The 18,123-nt window shown below is 69.3% G+C and carries 13 protein-coding genes; 4 read left to right on the forward strand and 9 right to left on the reverse strand.

Annotated elements, in window-relative coordinates; genetic code table 11:
* The first annotated feature begins 10 nt into the window (after positions 1 to 10).
* On the forward strand, positions 11 to 433 hold the full coding sequence (locus tag OG194_RS13375) for a MarR family winged helix-turn-helix transcriptional regulator (RefSeq protein ID WP_327401091.1): 423 nt from the start codon (positions 11 to 13) through the stop codon (positions 431 to 433).
* Positions 434 to 696: 263 nt separating this feature from the next.
* On the opposite strand, the gene OG194_RS13380 is transcribed toward OG194_RS13375, so the two are convergent.
* The 6 genes from OG194_RS13380 to OG194_RS13405 are packed head-to-tail and all read right to left on the reverse strand — an operon-like array spanning position 697 to position 6,795.
* Entirely contained in the window at positions 697 to 2,058 is a 1,362-nt protein-coding gene (locus OG194_RS13380; protein ID WP_327401092.1) for a hypothetical protein, read from the reverse strand.
* Between the two features lie 41 nt (positions 2,059 to 2,099).
* Positions 2,100 to 2,708: a D-Ala-D-Ala dipeptidase VanX gene (gene vanX / locus OG194_RS13385; protein ID WP_327401093.1), complete on the reverse strand. Its 609-nt coding sequence runs from the start codon at positions 2,706 to 2,708 to the stop codon at positions 2,100 to 2,102.
* On the reverse strand, positions 2,705 to 3,754 hold the full coding sequence (gene vanA / locus OG194_RS13390; RefSeq protein ID WP_327401094.1) for a D-alanine--(R)-lactate ligase: 1,050 nt from the start codon (positions 3,752 to 3,754) through the stop codon (positions 2,705 to 2,707). Before vanA ends, vanX begins: the two co-directional genes overlap by 4 nt.
* Positions 3,747 to 4,697 carry a D-isomer specific 2-hydroxyacid dehydrogenase family protein gene (locus OG194_RS13395; protein ID WP_327401095.1) on the reverse strand — a complete coding sequence of 317 codons (951 nt, stop codon included), beginning with the start codon at positions 4,695 to 4,697 and terminating at the stop codon, positions 3,747 to 3,749. Before OG194_RS13395 ends, vanA begins: the two co-directional genes overlap by 8 nt.
* Positions 4,694 to 5,830 carry a lipid II:glycine glycyltransferase FemX gene (locus tag OG194_RS13400; RefSeq protein WP_327407053.1) on the reverse strand — a complete coding sequence of 379 codons (1,137 nt, stop codon included), beginning with the start codon at positions 5,828 to 5,830 and terminating at the stop codon, positions 4,694 to 4,696. The genes OG194_RS13395 and OG194_RS13400 overlap by 4 nt, the downstream gene beginning before the upstream one ends.
* Before the next feature lie 47 nt (positions 5,831 to 5,877).
* Positions 5,878 to 6,795, reverse strand: a complete 918-nt coding sequence (locus OG194_RS13405; protein WP_327407054.1) for an endonuclease/exonuclease/phosphatase family protein — start codon at positions 6,793 to 6,795, stop codon at positions 5,878 to 5,880.
* A gap of 282 nt (positions 6,796 to 7,077) precedes the next feature.
* Between OG194_RS13405 and OG194_RS13410 the strand changes: the two genes are divergently transcribed.
* Both OG194_RS13410 and OG194_RS13415 read left to right on the forward strand, forming a co-directional pair.
* The gene (locus OG194_RS13410; protein ID WP_327401096.1) at positions 7,078 to 7,773 is read left to right on the forward strand and encodes a response regulator transcription factor; all 696 of its coding nucleotides are present in this window, start codon (positions 7,078 to 7,080) and stop codon (positions 7,771 to 7,773) included.
* Positions 7,766 to 8,851 carry a sensor histidine kinase gene (locus OG194_RS13415; RefSeq protein WP_327401097.1) on the forward strand — a complete coding sequence of 362 codons (1,086 nt, stop codon included), beginning with the start codon at positions 7,766 to 7,768 and terminating at the stop codon, positions 8,849 to 8,851. The genes OG194_RS13410 and OG194_RS13415 overlap by 8 nt, the downstream gene beginning before the upstream one ends.
* Positions 8,852 to 8,887: 36 nt before the next feature.
* Here the strand turns inward: OG194_RS13415 and OG194_RS13420 are convergent, their stop codons facing one another.
* Positions 8,888 to 11,899, reverse strand: coding sequence for a glycoside hydrolase family 3 protein (locus tag OG194_RS13420; RefSeq protein WP_327401098.1), 3,012 nt, complete (start codon positions 11,897 to 11,899; stop codon positions 8,888 to 8,890).
* Positions 11,900 to 12,033: 134 nt separating this feature from the next.
* Between OG194_RS13420 and OG194_RS13425 the strand changes: the two genes are divergently transcribed.
* Positions 12,034 to 13,902 (forward strand): ricin-type beta-trefoil lectin domain protein, encoded by a 1,869-nt coding sequence (locus OG194_RS13425; RefSeq protein WP_327401099.1) that lies wholly within the window; start codon positions 12,034 to 12,036, stop codon positions 13,900 to 13,902.
* Positions 13,903 to 14,055: 153 nt separating this feature from the next.
* Here OG194_RS13425 and cimA read toward each other — a convergent pair whose 3' ends face one another.
* Both cimA and OG194_RS13435 read right to left on the reverse strand, forming a co-directional pair.
* On the reverse strand, positions 14,056 to 15,660 hold the full coding sequence (gene cimA / locus OG194_RS13430) for a citramalate synthase (protein ID WP_327401100.1): 1,605 nt from the start codon (positions 15,658 to 15,660) through the stop codon (positions 14,056 to 14,058).
* A 309-nt stretch (positions 15,661 to 15,969) separates the two neighbouring features.
* The gene (locus OG194_RS13435; protein ID WP_327401101.1) at positions 15,970 to 18,027 is read right to left on the reverse strand and encodes a hypothetical protein; all 2,058 of its coding nucleotides are present in this window, start codon (positions 18,025 to 18,027) and stop codon (positions 15,970 to 15,972) included.
* Positions 18,028 to 18,123: the final 96 nt, after the last annotated feature.

Here is an 18,123-nt window from a genome sequence, read left to right on the forward strand (position 1 = left end):
GATATCCGGCATGGATCATCTCTCCGAGGCCGTCCGGATCCGTCGTGGCGTCGTACGGCTCAACCGGCGGCTACGGCAGGAGCGCGGCAACGAGGCCGGGCTCACCCCGAACCAGCTGATCGTGCTCGGCCACCTGCACCGGCATCACTCCGCGACCCCGGGCGAGATCGCGGCGGCCGAGCGGCAGCGGCCGCAGTCTCTGACCCGGGTCTTCGGCGAGTTGGAGGCGGAGGGGTTGATCTCGCGTGCGGCGGACCCGGTCGACCGGCGTCAGTCCGTTCTCACGCTGACGGCCAAGGGGCACCGGGCGCTGGACCGGGACATGGGCGAGCGGGATGTGTGGCTGGCGGAGGCGTTGGCTTCGCTGAGTGCTACGGAGCGGGGGGTGTTGGAGTTGGCGGGGGTGTTGATGGAACGGCTCGCAGGTAGTTGATCGACTGCGGGCCGGTGGGGGCTGGTCGCGCAGTTCCCCGCGCCCCTAAGGGAGTTGCCCCGACCGGAGCTGGCAGGCCCCGCCGCGGTAACGCCCCTTAGGGAGTCGTCCTGGCCGGGGCCGGCACGCCCGCCACGGCAACGCCCCTGTGGGAGTCGGCCTGGCTCGGAGTTGCCACGTCCGCCACGGCAAGGCTCCTGAGGGAGTTGCCGCGGCCGGGGCTGGCGCGCATCGCCGTAGCCGGTCCCTGGGGTTTCTCTTTTTTAGAAGCCTCCGCCGAAGTCTCCGCCGCCGCCCCCGAAGTCCCCTCCGCCTCCCCCGCCGTCGCCGAAGCCGCCGCCGAAGTCGCCCGGGTCGAAATTCGCGCCGGAGACGTCGCCGCCGTCGTAGCCGCCGGTGCCGAAGTCGCCGTAGCCCGTGCCGTAGTCGGAGGCGTAGGACGGGGTGGACATCATGCTGCCGAGGAGCGTGCCGACGAGGAGGCCGGGGAGGAGGCCGCCGCCGAAGTAGCCGCCTGCCCAGGGGCCGTAGGCCGGGCCGGCGTCCCAGTACGGGCGGCGGCCGTAGTCCGTGTCGACCTCGCGGATCATCGGGTCCCGGCCGTCGGCGAGGCGGGCCTGGTCGGCCGCGCAGACCGGGACCTCGCGGGGTGCGCCGCCGGGCGGGGTCCAGGTGGCGTCGGCGACCGAGGGGCCGTGGCGCGGGTCGAAGAAGCAGGGGGCGCGGCGTTCGGGCAGCGGGCGGCCCTCGCGGCGGGCGGCGAGCTGGGCGAGGGAGAAGCGGCCGTCCTCCAGGGCCTGGGTGACCGACCGGACGTCCTCGGGTTTCGTGGCCGCCGCCATGTACGACTTCGCCTGTTCGTAGGCGTCGAGGGCACGTTCGTAGTCCGCGCGCATCGCGTCGTCGGCGCCGGGCTCGGCCGGGTGGAATTCGAGGCGGTCCAGTTCCTCGCCGAACGCCGTGATGTCCTCGTCCACGACCACCCGCAGCCTGTCCAGCGCCGCGCGCTGTTCCTCCTCGCGGCGGCGACGGCCGCGCCTCACCAGCGTGTACGCCCCCGCGCCACCGGCCACCAGCACCCCGCCCGCGACGATCAGCGCCGTACCGGAGACTCCCCCGCCACCGTCCGAGGAACCGCCCCAGGACGCGGGCGCCGAGCCGCCCATGCTGGCGAGCGCACGGTTCGTGAAGTCGGTGAGCTGGGTCTTCGCGTCCTCGCCCTGGACGCTGCTGACCAGGTTCTGCACGGCGGTGTTCGACAGGACGGAGGAGTCGGCTCGGGCAGCGAATTGGTTCCCGACGCGGACCGCGTAGAGGCCGGTGATGCCGGTCGCGGTGCGGAGGTTCGAGAAGCTCGTCGCCGGATAGCCGGCGGGGAGCACCACGAGGAAGACCGGCTTGTCGGCCTTCTCGACGCGTTGGGCGAGCGCGTCGGCGTCGGCCGACGACAACGCGGAGGCGGCCGGGTCGACGTAGACCGGGCTCTTGCGCAACGCCTGCGCGATCGTCGAGACGCCGGTGTCCGCGGCGGCCGGGGACGCCATGGTCAGCGCGGCGAGCAGCAGGGCCAGCAGGAGCGCCAGCGGTAGCCCCGGGAGGCTTCGGGTCCGGATCACGGCCTTCATGACTCGACGCTACCCGACACCGGCCCCTCAGGCCGGACCGGTTACGTGATGGGAAAGTCGAAATAGGTGTCCGGATGCGGTTCGGATTTCAGTGCGTAATGCCACCACTCGTTGTCATATGCGCTGAAACCGCAGGAATCCATGAGGGAGCGCAGGCGGTGACGGTTTTCCGTCTCCGCATACGTGATCCCTTTCGCTCCGTGGTGCGAGATGGAATCCATCAGGTCATGACTGCCACCCATGGGAGCCAGTTCATCGGTATCCCGGCGATACAGCGTCAAGTCGACCGTGCCGCCCCGGCTGTGGCCCGACCTGGCGGCCACATATCCCCTCTCGAACATTCCGGCCCTGTCGATGTTCGGATAATGCCGGGGCTTGGTCCGGCCGTCCTCGGGCTGTCGTGACCAGCGCAGAAAGCAGTCCACGGCACGTTGGGGGCGGTACCCGTCCCAGAGGAGCAGACCGAAGCCCAGGGTCCCGGCCTTCTGCTGCGCCTCTTCCAGAGCCGCACACAGCGCCTTTGTGCCCACGATGCGATTGGCCAGGTATCCGTCCACCGGTTTGCCGGTGAAGTTGTCCCAGGTGGCGTATTTGGCGTCCCAGCGCATTCCGGGTACGTGCTCGTCCACATAGACGAAGTCGTCGTTCATCGGCTTTCCCCAGCAGCGGCCAGCGCCGATGACACCAGTCGGTCGATCACCTCGGCCAGCGGAATTCCAGCGGCTTCCATCATTCTCGGATAACGGCTGTACGAGGTCATTCCGGGCAGGGTGTTGACCTCGTTGAGGACCACTTCCCCATCCTCGGTGAGGAACATGTCCACCCGTGCGAGTCCCCTGCATCCCAAGGCGCGGTACACCGCCTTCGCCGTCTCCTGGACGCGTGTGCGCGACTCCGCCGGGATGTCGGCGGGGACGACAGCCGTCGCGTTCTCGGAACCGGTCTCGGGCTTGTCCTCCTGATGGATCCTGAAGAACCCGTGGGAGAGCGCGATGTGATCCAACTCGCCTACGACCAGGTCAAGTTCATTGCCCAGGACGGCGCATCCGATCTCGCTGCCGATGACCGCCTCTTCGATCAGCACCTTCGTGTCGTACTGCCGGGCCGTGTCCACCGCGCCCGGCAGTTCCTCTTTCCGGGACACCTTGCCGACCCCGAACGACGATCCCGAACGGGCCGGCTTCACGAAGACGGGGTAGGTGAGCCGGTCGGGGTCGATGTCGTCCTCCTCGCCCGTGACGGTCCAGAAATTCGGGGTGGCTGTTCCCGCGCTTCCGGCGACGACGTAGGCGAGAGACTTGTCCATGCAGAGGGCGGAACTCGGGACGTCGCAGCCGACGTAGGGAATGCCGGAGAGTTCCAACAAGCCCTGTATGGCGCCGTCTTCACCGAGCGTGCCATGCAGGACCGGCAGCACGACGTCCAGGCCGATCGTCTCGTATCGCCCCTGCTCCAGTACCAGTAGGCCTCGCACACTCCGGTCCGGTGACAGCGCGGCCGTGCGGCACCTGCCGTTCTCCCAGTCCTCGCCCGGTCCGTCGCAGAGCTTCCACGCACCGCTCTTCGTGATGCCGACATAGAACGGCTCGTACTTCTCCGTGTCGAGGTTCCGCGCGATCTCCTGCGCGGACTTGACGGAGACGGGGTGTTCCTCGGAACAGCCACCGAACAGAACCGCGATCTTCGACCTAGCCATGCTGATCCCCGCTTTCGAATGCCAGACAATTGGTGAGGGAGTTCTCGACCGTGTCCCTCAGGGCGTGGTCCGTGTAATAGGCGGTGTGCGGACTGATGAGCACATTCGGCAGCTCGTGCAGCCGCAACAGCGTCTTGTTGTCGATGGGTTGGTTTCTGCGGTCGGCGTAGAAGATCCCTTCCTCTCCCTCGACGACGTCCAGCGCCGCACCGCCCAACCGGCCGCTCTCCAGGGCCGTGACGAGGGCCTCGGTGTCGAGCAGCGGACCGCGTCCGGTGTTGATGACGAACGCCCCGTTCCTCATCCGCTCGATACGCCGACGGTCGAGGAGATGGTGTGTGTCCGGGGTGAGCGGTGCGTGGAGCGTCACGATGTCGCTCAGCCGCAGCAACTCGTCCAGATCGAGGGTGAGACGACTGTCGTGCGCCAGTACTCGGCAGCCGAAACCCCGTAGCCGGTCCACAACCGCCGTGCCGATACGGCCCGTTCCCACGACGCCGACGGTCAGGTCGCGCAGTTCCTTTCCGCGCACCCCGTGCAACCTGTAGTCGTGTACGTCGGCGCGGCGGACCGTGGACCGGGCGTTCCGGATCGCCATCAGCATCAACATCACCGTGTAGTCGGCCACGCTGTCGGGCGAGTAGGCGGTGTTCCCGACGGACAGGCCCACACGGTTCGCGTAGTCCACGTCGATGTGGTCGCGGCCGATGCTCCTCGTGGAGATGTACGCCACGTCGGCTCGACTGAGCGCGAGCAGAACGGAGTTCGTGATCGGCGTTCGGTGGCTGACGCTGACACACCTGTTTCCGGAGGCCAGTTGAGTGTTCGCTTCGGACACCGGGGCCTGGGTGATGGTCGGGACGACACCGAAGCGGGGTGCCAACTCCCGGAACAGAGCGGCCTCGTCCGGCCCGCAGCCGTAGATCGTGATGCCCGTGTTCATCGGCCCCGCCGGCTCATGTAGAGGTCGAACGCCCGGTAGAGCAGCGGTCGCAACGGCAGGTCCCACTCCCCCGCGTACCGCACCGCCTGACCCCCGGTACCGACCTTGAACCGGATCAGCCCGACATGCGGGTCATCCGCGTCGAGGGTGCGGGTGATGCCGCGCAGGTCGTAGACATCGCAGCCGGCGGCCAGCGCGTCGCGGATCATCGCCCACTGGCAGGCGTTGGAGCCGCGCACCTCGCGCTTCTCGGTGGAGGAGGCGCCGTAGGAGTACCAGGCGTGGGCGCCGACCCGGACCAGGATCGTGGCGGCGACCAAGTCGCCCTGGTGGTGGGCGAGACAGAGCTTGATCCGGTCGGGATCCTCGGCGCGCAGTGCCGCGAACATGGTCTCGAAGTAGCGCAGCGGGCGGGGCGTGAAGCGGTCGCGCCGCGCGGTGTGGACGTAGAGGTCGTGGAACGCCTTCAGGTCCGGACCGAACGAGTCCGCGGCCCCGGCCGTGCTCCCGACTCTGACCTCGACCCCCGCCTTGGTCGCCTTCTTGATGTTGCGGCGCCAGAGCTGGTTCATGCCCTTGAGGAGGTCGTCCTCCGTTCGGCCGGCCAGCGGGATCTCGTACTTGAACTGCGGATGCCCGACGCCGAAGCCGTCCTCCGGGTTCTGCGGCAGCCAGCCGGCGGCCCGGAGTCGGTCGGTCACGCGGGTGCCGACCGGATCGGCCCACGCGGCGGACAGGTCGGTGAGCCGCCGGATGCCCGGGTCGGCGAGGCCCTCCTTCACCTGGGCCGCGCTCCAGATGTCCGTGCACACCGGTGGCCCGAGCCGGATCGCGAACGCGCCGTGTGCCTTGAGATACGCCGCCAACGGGTCGAGCCACAGGCCGATGTCTCCGGTCCAGTCGATGACCGGGCCCTCGGGCAGATACGCCAGCGTGCAGCGGTCCAGCTTCGGCACCGGACGGTGCAACACGAGCCCGGCGCCGACCAGTTGACGGCCGTCGTACCAACCGAGGGACTCGCTGCGCCACTCGGTCTTGACGCGGCCCCACGCCGGGGTCTGGAGGAAACTCACCGACCGCTGGGCGCGTACGAACGCCAAGTGCTCGGCGGAGCTGATCGGTTCGACGGACAGGCGACGCACGCCCGCGGCAACGGCCCCTGAGGGGTGGTGGGTTCGGCTCACCAGCTGACCCGGGCCGCCACCGGCAGGTGATCGCCACCGGTCTCGGGCAGCACCCACGAACTCCGCGCCCGCACCCCCCGTACCAGGATCTGGTCGATCCGCGCGATCGGGAAGGACGCGGGCCAGGTGAGGCCGAAGCCCTTCCCGGCCGTCTCCTGGGCCGAGTTCAGCCGCGAGGTGAGGGCGTGGAACGCGCGGTCGTCCGTGGTGCCGTTCAGGTCGCCGAGCAGCACCACCCGCTGGTTCGGCTCGGCGGCGACGGCCTTGGCGAGCGCGTCCGCGCCGAAGTCGCGCGAGACCGTCCAGAATCCGTCCCTGGACGTCACCCGCACGGACCCGAGGTGCGCCACGTACACCGCCAGCGGCCCGCGAGCCGTGGCCACCGTCGTACGCAGCGCCCGGACCTCCGCCGCCGCCTCCGCCTTCGATTCGGCCGGCTTGGTCCTCGCCAACGGCCCGACATCGCCCCGTACGACGTTCACCGGCCGCGTGTCCGACAGCGGCAGCCTGCTCCACAGCCCGACCGTGCCCCGCACCACGTGGTACGGGTACGCCTTCGCCAGCCCCTTCTCGTACGTGCCCCGGGCCTGATCGGTCAGCTCCTCCAGTGCGAGCAAGTCCGCGCCGGAGGCGGCCAGTTGACGGGCAGTGCCGGTCGGGTCGAGGTTGCCTGCGTCGACGTTGTGGCTGACCACGGTGAGGTCGCCGCCCGGGTGGGACCTGTCGGTGAGCAGCCCGCCGAAGAGGCTCAGCCACACCGTGACCGGCAGCACCAGCGCGACCACGGCGGAGGCGGACCGGCGCCACAGCGCTCCGGCCAGCAGCACCGGCACGAACACGCCGAACCACGGCAGGAGGTTCTCCACCAGGCTGCCGATGCCCCCGATGCTCGGGAGCCGGGCGTGCAGCGCCATGAGCAGCCCGAGCAGCAGGGCGAGCGTCGCGAGCACCGGGCCGCGTTTCCAGGGTTCGCGAGGAATCCGGAGGCTCGTTGTCCGGAGGCTCGTCGTTCGCCCCGGTGGCGGGGTTCGCGTCGGTGCCGGTGATGAAGTCGGTGTCGGTACCGGTGAGAGAGTCGGTGTCGGTGCTGGTGCAGGAGTTCGCGTCACGCCGTCAGTCAAGGCAGCCCGGTGTTGCCGGCGCGTATGGGGTTTTCGATACGCGGACGATATGTGCCGACTCCTACCATCGGACCCATGCGTGTGCTGATCGTCGAGGACGAGCCCTATCTGGCGGAGGCCATCCGCGACGGCCTGCGCCTGGCGGCGATCGCGGCCGACATCGCGGGTGACGGGAACACCGCGCTGGAGCTGCTGAGCGTCAACAACTACGACATCGCCGTCCTCGACCGCGACATCCCCGGCCCCTCCGGCGACGAGGTCGCCCGCCGTATCGTCGCCTCCGGCAGCGGTATGCCGATCCTCATGCTGACCGCCGCCGACCGTCTCGACGACAAGACCACCGGGTTCGAACTCGGCGCCGACGACTACCTCACGAAACCCTTCGAACTCCAGGAACTCGCGCTCCGGCTGCGGGCGTTGGACCGCCGACGCGCCCACAGCCGGCCGCCCGTACGGGAGATCGCGGGCCTGCGCGTCGACCCGTTCCGCAGAGAGGTCTACCGGGACGGCCGCTATGTCGCGCTGACCAGGAAGCAGTTCGCCGTGCTCGACGTCCTCGTCGCCGCCGAGGGCGGAGTCGTCAGCGCCGAGGAACTCCTGGAGCGGGCCTGGGACGAGAACGCCGACCCGTTCACCAACGCCGTACGCATCACCGTCTCGGCCCTGCGCAAGCGGCTCGGCGAACCCTGGATCATCGCCACGGTGCCGGGCGTCGGATACCGCATCGACACGCGACCCGAGGCCGGAGACGACGGAGACGACCGTGGATAGGGCGCCCGGGTTGAGCGTCCGGCTCAAACTCACCCTCAGCTACGTCGGGTTCCTCATGCTCGCCGGTGTCCTGCTGCTCGCCGCCGCGTGGTTGTTCCTGACGCGGGTGCCCCACATCGGGCTCATCATCCAGCCCGACTACACCTTGTCCGTGCTGCGCGCCTTCGCTCCGATCGCCGCCGTCGCCATGGGGTTCCTGCTGGTGTTCGGCCTGATCGGCGGGTGGATCCTCGCCGGGCGCATGCTCGCCCCGCTGACCCGCATCACGGAGGCCACCCGGCTGGCCACGGACGGCTCGCTCTCCCACCGCATCCGACTGCCGGGCCCCGAGGACGAGTTCCGCGAACTCGCCGACGCCTTCGACACGATGCTCGCCCGGCTCGAAGCCCACGTGGCCGAACAGCGGCGCTTCGCGGCCAACGCCTCCCACGAGCTGCGCACCCCGCTGGCGATCTCGAAGACCCTGCTCGACCTGGCCCGTGCCGACCCGGACCAGGACACCGGCCGGATCATCGACCGCCTCCACACGGTCAACACCCGGGCGATCGACGCCACCGAGGCACTGCTCCTGCTCAGCCGCGCCAACCAGCGGTCCTTCACCCGGGAACACGTCGACCTGTCCCTCCTGGCGGAAGAGGCCACCGAGACCCTCCTCCCCCTCGCGGAGAAGCACGGCGTCACCATCGAGACCGGCGGCGACATCACCCCCACCCGCGGCTCCCAGGCACTCCTGCTCCAACTGACCACGAACCTCGTGCAGAACGCGATCGTCCACAACCTCCCCGAGCGGGGCACCGTCTGGGTGACCACCGCCGTCGGCCCCAAGTCCGCGGTCCTCACGGTCGAGAACACCGGCGAACCGCTCACCCCGCACCAGGTCTCGACCCTCACCGAGCCGTTCCAGCGCGGCACCGAGCGCGTCCACACCGACCACGCGGGAGTAGGCCTCGGCCTGGCGATCGTCAAGACCATCACCGGCGCCCACGACGGCACCCTCACCCTGACCCCACGCCCGGCCGGCGGCCTCCGCGTCACGGTGGAACTACCCGCCAACCAGCCGCACCCCCCGTGCCGTTGAGGCCACAGGGGGTGCGGGGAGACCACGGGGCGGTTGCTACGCCGCCTTGTACGCCTCCTCCAACTTCTTCACAGCCGCCGCGTACTTACCCGTGAGCAGCAGATGGTCCGTGTCGGCGAACGGCTTCGACACCGCCGCCGTCACGTTCTGCCCCACCTTCGCCTGCACGAGCAGCCGCGCCTTGGTGACCAGCGCCTTGCCCGCCGACGCCGACCTGGCGTGCGCCGCCGCGTTCTCCAGCGTCTTCAAGGTGGCCGTGCCACCCGTCGGCGCCTTCGTCCGCGTCGTCAGTCCCCAGCCGTACGGGAACTGCGGATCGTACGACGTGTCACCCACGTTGATCGGGAGCTGGGCCTCCGACTTCGGCCAGGTGACCGGGAGTTGACCGGTGAAGGACCGCTTGCCGTAGAGCACGTCGGCCACACCGTCGCCCTCCGTGCCCGGCAGCCAGGAGGCCACCAGGGCATCGATCTTGGGGAGCCGGTCGCCGATCAGCTGCGGCCGCCCGGAGACGATCAGCACCGCGCACTTCATCGCCGCGCACACCTTGTCGACAGCTGCCTGGTCAGCCGGGGTGAGGGTGAGGTCGTTGCCGTTGCCGACATCCCCGATCCCCTCGGCGTACGGAGTCTCACCCACGACGACCACGCCCACGTCATAGCCACTCGTGGAGGCCGAGGCGTCCTTGGAGTACGTGACGTTCCCGCCGGCGTTCTTCATCCCCTGAAGGATCGTCGTGCCGGTGGTGTTCGTGCCGGACGAGCCCTGCCAGGTGATGGTCCAGCCGCCGGTCTGGTTGCCGAGGTCGTCGGCGTTGGAACCGGCGACGTAGACCTTCTGCGACTTCTTGAGCGGGAGCACGCTGCCCGCGTTCTTCAGCAGCACCTGCGACTCCGCCGCCGCCTGCCGGGCCACGGCCCGGTGTGAAGTCGAGCCGATCTTCGAGGCGTTGCTCGTGTCGGCGTACGGCTTCTCGAAGAGGCCGAGCTTGAACTTCTGGGTGAGGATGCGCGATACGGCGTCGTCGATCCGCTTCTCGGTGACGTGGCCCGCCTTCACCTCGGCGATGAGCGTCGAGCTGAAGTCCTTGTAGCTGTACGGGACCATCATCATGTCGACGCCCGCGTTCACCGAGGTGCTGACGTGGGACGCGTAGTCGCCGGGGAGTTGGTCGATGGCGTTCCAGTCGCTGATGACGAAGCCGTCGAAGCCCATCCGGTTCTTGAGGACGCCGTTGATCATGTCGGCGCGGGCGTGCATCTTCACCGGGCCCAGTCCGTCGCCGACGATGTCGAGCGAGGAGTAGGACGGCATGACCGTGCCGATGCCCCGGTCGACCGCCGTCTGGTACGGGGCCAGGTGGATGGCTTCCAGTTGCTGGCGGGTGACCGTGGTGACGCCCTGGTCGATCGTGTACGTGCCCGTCGTGGAGGAGCCGTACGCGGTGCCGCCGTCGCCGACGAAGTGCTTGGCGGTGGCCAGGACCTTGTCGTCGTCCTTCAACTGCTTGCCGTTCGCGGCGCCTTGGAGACCCTGGATCACCGTCTCCATGGACTGCACGAGCGCCGGGTCCTCACCGAACGACTCGTACGAGCGCCCCCAGCGTTCGTCACGGGTGACGCAGAGGCAGGGTGCGAAGTCCCACGGGACGCCGGTCGAGCGGACCTCACTGGCCGTCACCGCGCCTGCCTTCTCGGCGAGTTGGGGGTCGCGGGTCGCGCCGATGCCGATGTTGTGCGGCATGATCGTGGCGCCGGCCAGGTTGTTGTGGCCGTGCACCGCGTCGACGCCGTAGATCAGCGGGATCTGGAACCGGGTTGCCTGCGTGCGGAGTTGGAACGAGTCGATCATCTTCGCCCAGGCCGCGGCCGTGTTGGGCGTCGGTGTCGAGCCGCCGCCGGAGAGCAGGGAGCCGAGGTCGTAGGAGGCGATGTCGCCCGGTGTGCTCATCGCGCCGCGCTCGGCCTGGGTCATCTGCCCGGCCTTCTCCTCCAGCGACATGCGCTTGACGAGGTCGGCGACGCGCTTCTTGATGGGCAACTTGCTGTCCAGGTACGGCAGTCCGTGGGCGTCGATGACGACCTGCGGGTTCTCGGTCGGGGCCTTGGCGCCGGTGACCGTGAGCTTCAGCGGGATCGTCTCGGCGTTCTCGGCCGACTTGTCCTTGAGCGTGCGGACCTTGACGGTCTGGGTGGCGCCGGACGCGGTGCCCGCCGGGAAGGTGAGGGTGCCGGTGACCGGGGTGTAGTCCTTGCCGGTGGTGGCGGTGCCGCCGTCGGACGCGTAGGCGACGGTCACCGGGTCGTCGAGCGGGACGGCGCCGGTGGTGGAGACGGTGACCTTGACCGCGGCCGTACCGCCCTCCTTGACCGGGTAGACGGCCGAGTCGGTGGTGACGGAGGCGCGCAGGGACTGGTCGGCCTTGCCGTACAACTCGACGTCGTCCATGGCGAATTGGCTCTTGATGCCGACGGGGAGCGTGACCGCGTAGCCCCACATCTGGGTCAGGCCGAGGACGTGGTCGATGCCGCCGACGGGCTGGTAGTCCGTGCGGTAGACGAAGTTCGTGAACGGGATCTCGATCTGCTTCCAGCCCGTGAAGTCGTCCGTGAAGGACGTCGTCCACAGCTCGGAGGCCTCGCCGTTCGCGCCGCCGTCCTTGATCTCGAAGTTGTTGGCCTTGCCGGTGTTCTGGCCGTCCCACCAGAAGCGGATGCCCTGATGGGCGGACCAGTCATGGCCGGGTTCGGTCGCGGCGTAGTCGTGGGTGAAGCCGCCGTAGCCGCTGATGTCGTACGTCCCGGTGAGAACCTTCGCGCCCTCGGGGGCGTCGGGTCTCGCGGTCAGGGCGAGCTGGGGCGGGTCGTCGGTGTCACCGCCCCAGGTGAAGATGCCTTCGGCGGGCTGGCTCGCGAAGGGCACCTCGCCCTCGAAGCGGTCGACGGGGGTGGGGGCCGGATCGGCGGCGGCGGCCGCCTGGGAGACGGCGGCCGGTGACAGCAGCGCGGCGCACAGGGCGGTGGAAACGAGCAGGGCGGTTCTTGGCATGGACCTTCCCTCGGCTCTGGAGCTCTGGTTCACTCTGGGTTCGCACAGTTCACTCATGACTTAGATCACGCCGTGAGTTAACTAACGGCCCGCAGACCCGTCAAGACATCTCGTCAGGAAGGGCTAACGCATCCATGTCCAGGAGAACCCCCCGCACGGCCCGGCTGCTGCTCGCCGGACTGCTCTCCGTGGCCGGCTTCACCGCGGCCGTACCCCCCGCACACGCTGCCGGTGAACAGGTCACGGCCTGGCTCACCACCACCGACGACGCCGCCGGACGCCATGTCACCCGCGGCCTCCAGGCCCAGACTCCGTTCGCCTTCTCGTCCGGGACGGGCGGCAGCGGCGAGAACATCACCGTCGACGAGAACACCCGCTACCAGACGTTCACCGGGGGCGGCGCGTCCTTCACGGACACGGCGGCCTGGCTGATGAACAGCAGCGGCGCGCTGTCGACGGCGACGCGGAACGCGACCATGACCAAGCTGTTCTCACCGACGGACGGGATCGGGCTGTCGTTCCTGCGCAACCCGATGGGCGCCTCCGACCTGGCCCGCTACGGCTACTCGTACGACGACGTGGCGGCCGGCCAGACCGACCCGAACCTCAACTCCTTCTCGATCGCGCACGACCTGGCCGATGTCGTGCCGCTCACCAAGCAGGCGCTCGGACTGAACCCCTCTCTGACTGTCATGGCCTCGCCATGGACGGCGCCGGCGTGGATGAAGGACAGCGGTTCGCTCAACGGGGGCTGGCTGAAGTCCGAGGACTACGGCGCCTACGCCAACTACTTCGTCAAGTACCTCCAGGCGTACAAGGACCAGGGCGTTCCGGTCTCGTACGTCACCGTCCAGAACGAGCCGACCTGCTGTTCCGGCTACCCGTCGATGAGCTGGAACGCGTCCGGGCTCGCCTACTTCACCAAGAGCGAGCTGCTGCCGAAGCTCAACGCGTCGGGCCTGACGACGAAGGTGCTGGCGCACGACTGGAACTGGGACGTGTACGACTCGTACGCGGCCTCGACGGTGGACGACGCGGCCGTCCGCTCTAACCCCAACTTCGGCGGGATCGCCTGGCACGGCTACGGCGGTGACGTCACCAAGCAGACCACCGTCCACAACCAGTACCCCACCCTCGACGCCTTCGGCACCGAGCACTCCGGCGGCACCTGGATCGCCAACCAGCAGCGCGAGGACATGAGCAACATCATCGACTACACCCGCAACTGGGCGAAGTCGGTGACCAAGTGGTCCCTCGCCGTGGACCAGAACATGGGCCCGCACAACGGCGGTTGCGGCACCTGCACCGGCCTGATCACCGTCCACAACGGCGACGGCGCGAGCGGGACCGTCGACTACACCGTCGAGTACTACACGATGGGCCAGCTGACGAAGTTCGTCCGCCCCGGCGCCCAGCGGATCGCGTCGACGGCGTCCACGAACGTCCCCAACGTGGCATGGCGCAACCCGGACGGCTCGAAGGCGCTGATCGCCTACAACGACGCGTCCACGGCGAAGACGGTGACCATCAACTGGGGTGGCCAGCACGCGACTTACTCCCTCCCCGGCAAGACGTCCGCCACGTTCACCTGGACCGGCACACAGGCCGGCGGCGGCAGCCAGACCGGCGCGTTCGTCGGCCTCGGGAGCAAGTGCCTCGACGTGGCCGGAGGTTCGACCACCAACGGCACGGCCGTCCAGCTCTACGACTGCAACTCCTCGACCGCCCAGCAGTGGACCGTGGGCACCGACGGCACGGTCCGCTCCCTCGGCAAGTGCCTCGACGTGACGTCGGCTTCGACCGCCGACGGGGCGAAGCTCCAGTTGTACGACTGCAATGGAACCGCCGCGCAACAGTGGTCGTACAACGCGACCACCGGTGATGTGGTGAACACGGCGGCCAACAAGTGCCTTGACGTGACGGGCAATACGTCTGCGAACGGGACCCGGGCGCAGATCTGGACGTGCACGGGGGCTGCCAATCAGAAGTGGCATCTGCAGTAGGTTTTCGCCCCCGCCGCCCCTACCCGTCCCATCCTTCTGGGGCTCCGCCCCAGACCCCGCTCCTCAAACGCCGGAGGGGCTGAAAACACCGCCGGAGGAGCTGAAAACAGGGCCGGAGGGGCTGATTTTCAGCCCCTCCGGCGTTTGGCTCTCTTACTCCGCCGGCTCGACTCCCGCGCGCAGCAGCCCGTACGTGTACGCGTCCTCCAGTGCCTGCCAGGACGCGGCGATGACGTTCTCCGCCACGCCTACCGTCGACCACTCGGCCGAACCGTCGGACGTGGCGATCAGGACGCGGGTCGTGGAGGACGTGCCGTGCTTGCCCTCCAGGATGCGGACCTTGTAGTCGACGAGCTCCAGCTTGGCGAGCTGGGGGTAGATCTTTTCGAGGGCTACGCGGAGGGCGCGGTCGAGGGCGTGGACCGGGCCGTTGCCCTCGGCGGTGGCGACGATGCGCTCGCTCTTGGCGAAGAGTTTGACCGTGGCCTCGTTGGCGTGGGTGCCGTCGGGGCGGTCCTCCACGATCGCGCGCCAGGACTCGACCTCGAAGTAGGAGCGGGCCTTGCCCTCCGCCTCGGCGCGGAGGAGCAACTCGAAGCTCGCGTCCGCCGCCTCGTATGTGTAGCCCTTGAGCTCGCGCTCCTTGACCCGGTCGACCACCCGGCCCACCAGCTCGCGGTCGCCGCTGATGTCGACGCCGAGTTCCTTGCCCTTGAGCTCGATCGACGCGCGGCCCGCCATGTCGGAGACCAGCATCCGCATGGTGTTGCCGACCTGCTCGGGGTCGATGTGCTGGTACAGGTCCGGGTCGACCTTGATCGCGGAGGCGTGCAGCCCCGCCTTGTGGGCGAAGGCCGAGACGCCTACGTAGGGCTGGTGCGTGGACGGGGTGAGGTTCACGACCTCGGCGATCGCGTGCGAGATGCGGGTCATCTCGCGGAGCTTGCCGTCGGGGAGGACCTTCTTGCCGTACTTCAGCTCCAGGGCGGCGACCACCGGGAAGAGGTTGGCGTTGCCCACGCGCTCGCCGTAGCCGTTCGCCGTGCACTGGACGTGGGTCGCGCCCGCGTCGACGGCGGCGAGGGTGTTGGCGACCGCGCAGCCCGTGTCGTCCTGGGTGTGGATGCCGAGCCGGGCGCCGGTGTCGGCGAGGACCGTGGAGACGACGGCCTGGATCTGCGCCGGGAGCATGCCGCCGTTGGTGTCGCAGAGGATCACTACGGACGCGCCGGCCTCGGCGGCGGACCGTACGACCGCCTTCGCGTACTCGGGGTTCGCGCGGTACCCGTCGAAGAAGTGCTCGCAGTCGACGAAGACGCGGCGGCCCTGGGCGACCAGGTGGGAGACGGTGTCGCGGACCATCGCCAGGTTCTCGTCGAGGGTGGTGCGCAGGGCCAGTTCGACATGGCGGTCGTGGGACTTCGCGACGAGGCAGACGACCTCGGTGCCGGCGTCCAGGAGCGCCTTGACCTGCGGGTCCTCGCTCGCCTTCGCGCCCGCTCGCCGGGTGGCGCCGAAGGCGACCAGCTGGGCGTGCTTGAAGTCGATCTCCTGCCGGGCGCGGGCGAAGAACTCGGTGTCCCGCGGGTTGGCCCCGGGCCAGCCGCCCTCGATGAAGCCGACGCCGAAGTCGTCCAGGTGCCGTGCGATGGCCAGCTTGTCCGCGACGGTGAGGTTGATGCCCTCCCGCTGCGCGCCGTCACGCAGGGTCGTGTCGAAGACGTGGAACGAATCGTCGAGTTCGCTGGTTTCCGTCATGGTCTCTGGCTCCTGAGGATCTGAATCTCGGTCTGTACCGGAATGACCGGCTCCACCGTCCCTCAATGATCCCTCGCACTGTTTTCCCGGCTGAAGGTGGGCCAGAAAAGCGAAAAACCCCTCGCGGGTGCGAGAGGTCTGCGCGCGGGTCGAGTGACGACGGTGGCCGCCCGTACCTGGTCGTACGAGGCGGTCACTGCGGACCGGCGCGCCTGCTGCCAATAATCGTGGCGAACGAGAACACGGACGCAGTCTGGCACACCCACGCCCGTGCTCACCGTCCGTCTCATGATGCGAACAGCCGGTTGATCAACTCGCCTGGCGTACGAACACGTCCGAGACCCCGTTGGTGTCCCCCGGCACCAGGTCGGGCGACGCCGACTCGAACGCGACGACCGTGCCGTCGTCGTTGACGGACGGGTGCAGGGCCGGGAGTTCGCTACGGCCGCCCCAGCGGTCGGCGCTCATCAACTGCCGCTCGCCGGTGGCGAGTTCGAGCAGGTACACCGAACCCCCCGAGGTGTAGGCGACCCGCGTCCCGTCCCCGGAGAGCGAGGGCTCCGCGGCCTTGGCGACCCGGGTCGTGGTCCCGGCGTCGAGGTCACGAACGTAGACGTCCCGGCCGTGCTGGAAGGCGACCTTGCGCCCGTCATCGCTGATGGAAGGCGCCGATGCCTTGTCGCCCGCCTTCTCCAGGGTGCCGGTGTCCAGGTCGCGGACATGGACGGCGCCGCCCTGCTCGAAGGCGATGTACCGGCCGTCGTAGCCGATGGACGGGTTGGTCGCCGCCTTGCCGGTGGGGGCGCTGACCACGTCGGTGGCGCCGCCGTTGAACGTGAAGCGGTAGATCCGGGGCTGCGGCGCGGGGTCGGCGGTGGTGGCGGGCAGGGTCGCGGCGTAGGTGATCCACCGGCAGCCGGGTTCCATCGCGGGCTGTCCCATCCAGGTGAAGCGGACGCCCTGGTAGGAGGCGAGGCCGGTCAGCTTGCCGACCGAGCGGTTGCGGATGAAGACCTCCGGGGCGCCGTCGGTCGCGTGCGGGGCGACGTAACCGACCATGCGTCCGCTGGTGCAGGGCGTGCCCTCGGACGCGGGCTTCTGGGTGGCGTCGTTGACCTGGGAGATGCCGCCGGGCGCGTTGACGAAGACGCTGCCGTCCGACGTGAAGGAGAGGTCGTGGTCGTCCGCGATCACCGGGTCGTGGGACGCGGTGGTGCGCTGCTGACCGTCCCGCGTGAGGCTGATCCGTTCGGTGACGTACGGCATCGGGGCCGGGTGGGTGCTGAGTCCGCGCGAGTAGACGAACACGTCCGACTCCCCGTTGGTGTCGTCCGGCACCAGGTACGACGCCGCCGAACCGAACGTCACGGTACGGCCGTTGGCGGTCAGCGCGTCCGGACCGGTCTGGCTGTTCCGCGGGAGGGCGGCGCCCTTCCGCCCGGTCCGCAGGTCGCGCACCCGGGTGCCGTCCTCGCCCGAGACGACGGCGTACCGGCCGTCCGCCGTGACCGACTCCGGACGCCCCTCGGCCACCCGCCGCGATGTCCCGGTGCGCAGGTCGTGGACGTACAGGCCGCCCTGGGCGTCGAGGAGGACGCGGCGGCCGTCCGCCGTGACGCGGACCAGGTAGGCGGCGCCGAGGCCCGTGTCGACCTGGGTCCGCTCGCCCGTCGCCCGGTTCTTGACGTAGACATCGGCCGGGTCGTCCTCGGAAGCGGTGCGGATGCCGTACGCGATCCGCTCGCCGTCGCCGCTCACCGAGGCGCCGTTCTTGTCGCCCTCCTCAGCGGGTGAGACGAGTTCGTCGGTGCCGGTGGCCGTGTCGCGGACGTAGAGGAGCCGGGTGGCGTCCGGGCCGTTGCGGTTGCCGAGGGTGTACGCGACGTGCGTGCCGTCCGGGCTGAGCGACTCCACGCGGCCCAACTCGTTTGTTCCGGGCGGGTCTTCGGGCCACAGCTTCGTCGAGCCGCCGGTGGTGCGGTCGTACAGGTAAGGGGCAGTGAAGCGGGTGCCGGCGGAGTACGCGACCCTGCTCCCGTCCACGCTCAACACCGGTGCGCTGTACGTGAATCCGGGCCCGAGGTCGATCGCGGTCACCCCGCCGGTGGCCAGGTTCTTCACCCGCAGACATGAGAAGAAGCGTGCACAGCCGAGGCTCGGCGCGGTCGACGTGAACGCGACGGACCTGCCGTCGGCACTGATCGCGGCCTCGGCGGACGATCCGTCGGCCTGAGTGCCGTCGGCGGCGGTGCTGACCCGCTGCGCACCGGGCAGCCGGTGCGGTGCCGCGTCGGCCGGAACGGCGGCGGCACCCAGCGCGAGGAGCAGCGCGGCTCCCAAGGACATGGTGGAGGTACGTCTGGACATCAACACGGCTTCCCCCGAAACCTCGTCGTCCCCCGGTCCCTCACCGGGGACTCACAGGGATGCAAGCGCACCGGGTTCCGCAGGGTCAATCAGTCG

It is taken from the genome of Streptomyces sp. NBC_01288, from assembly GCF_035982055.1.
Lineage (GTDB): Bacteria > Actinomycetota > Actinomycetes > Streptomycetales > Streptomycetaceae > Streptomyces.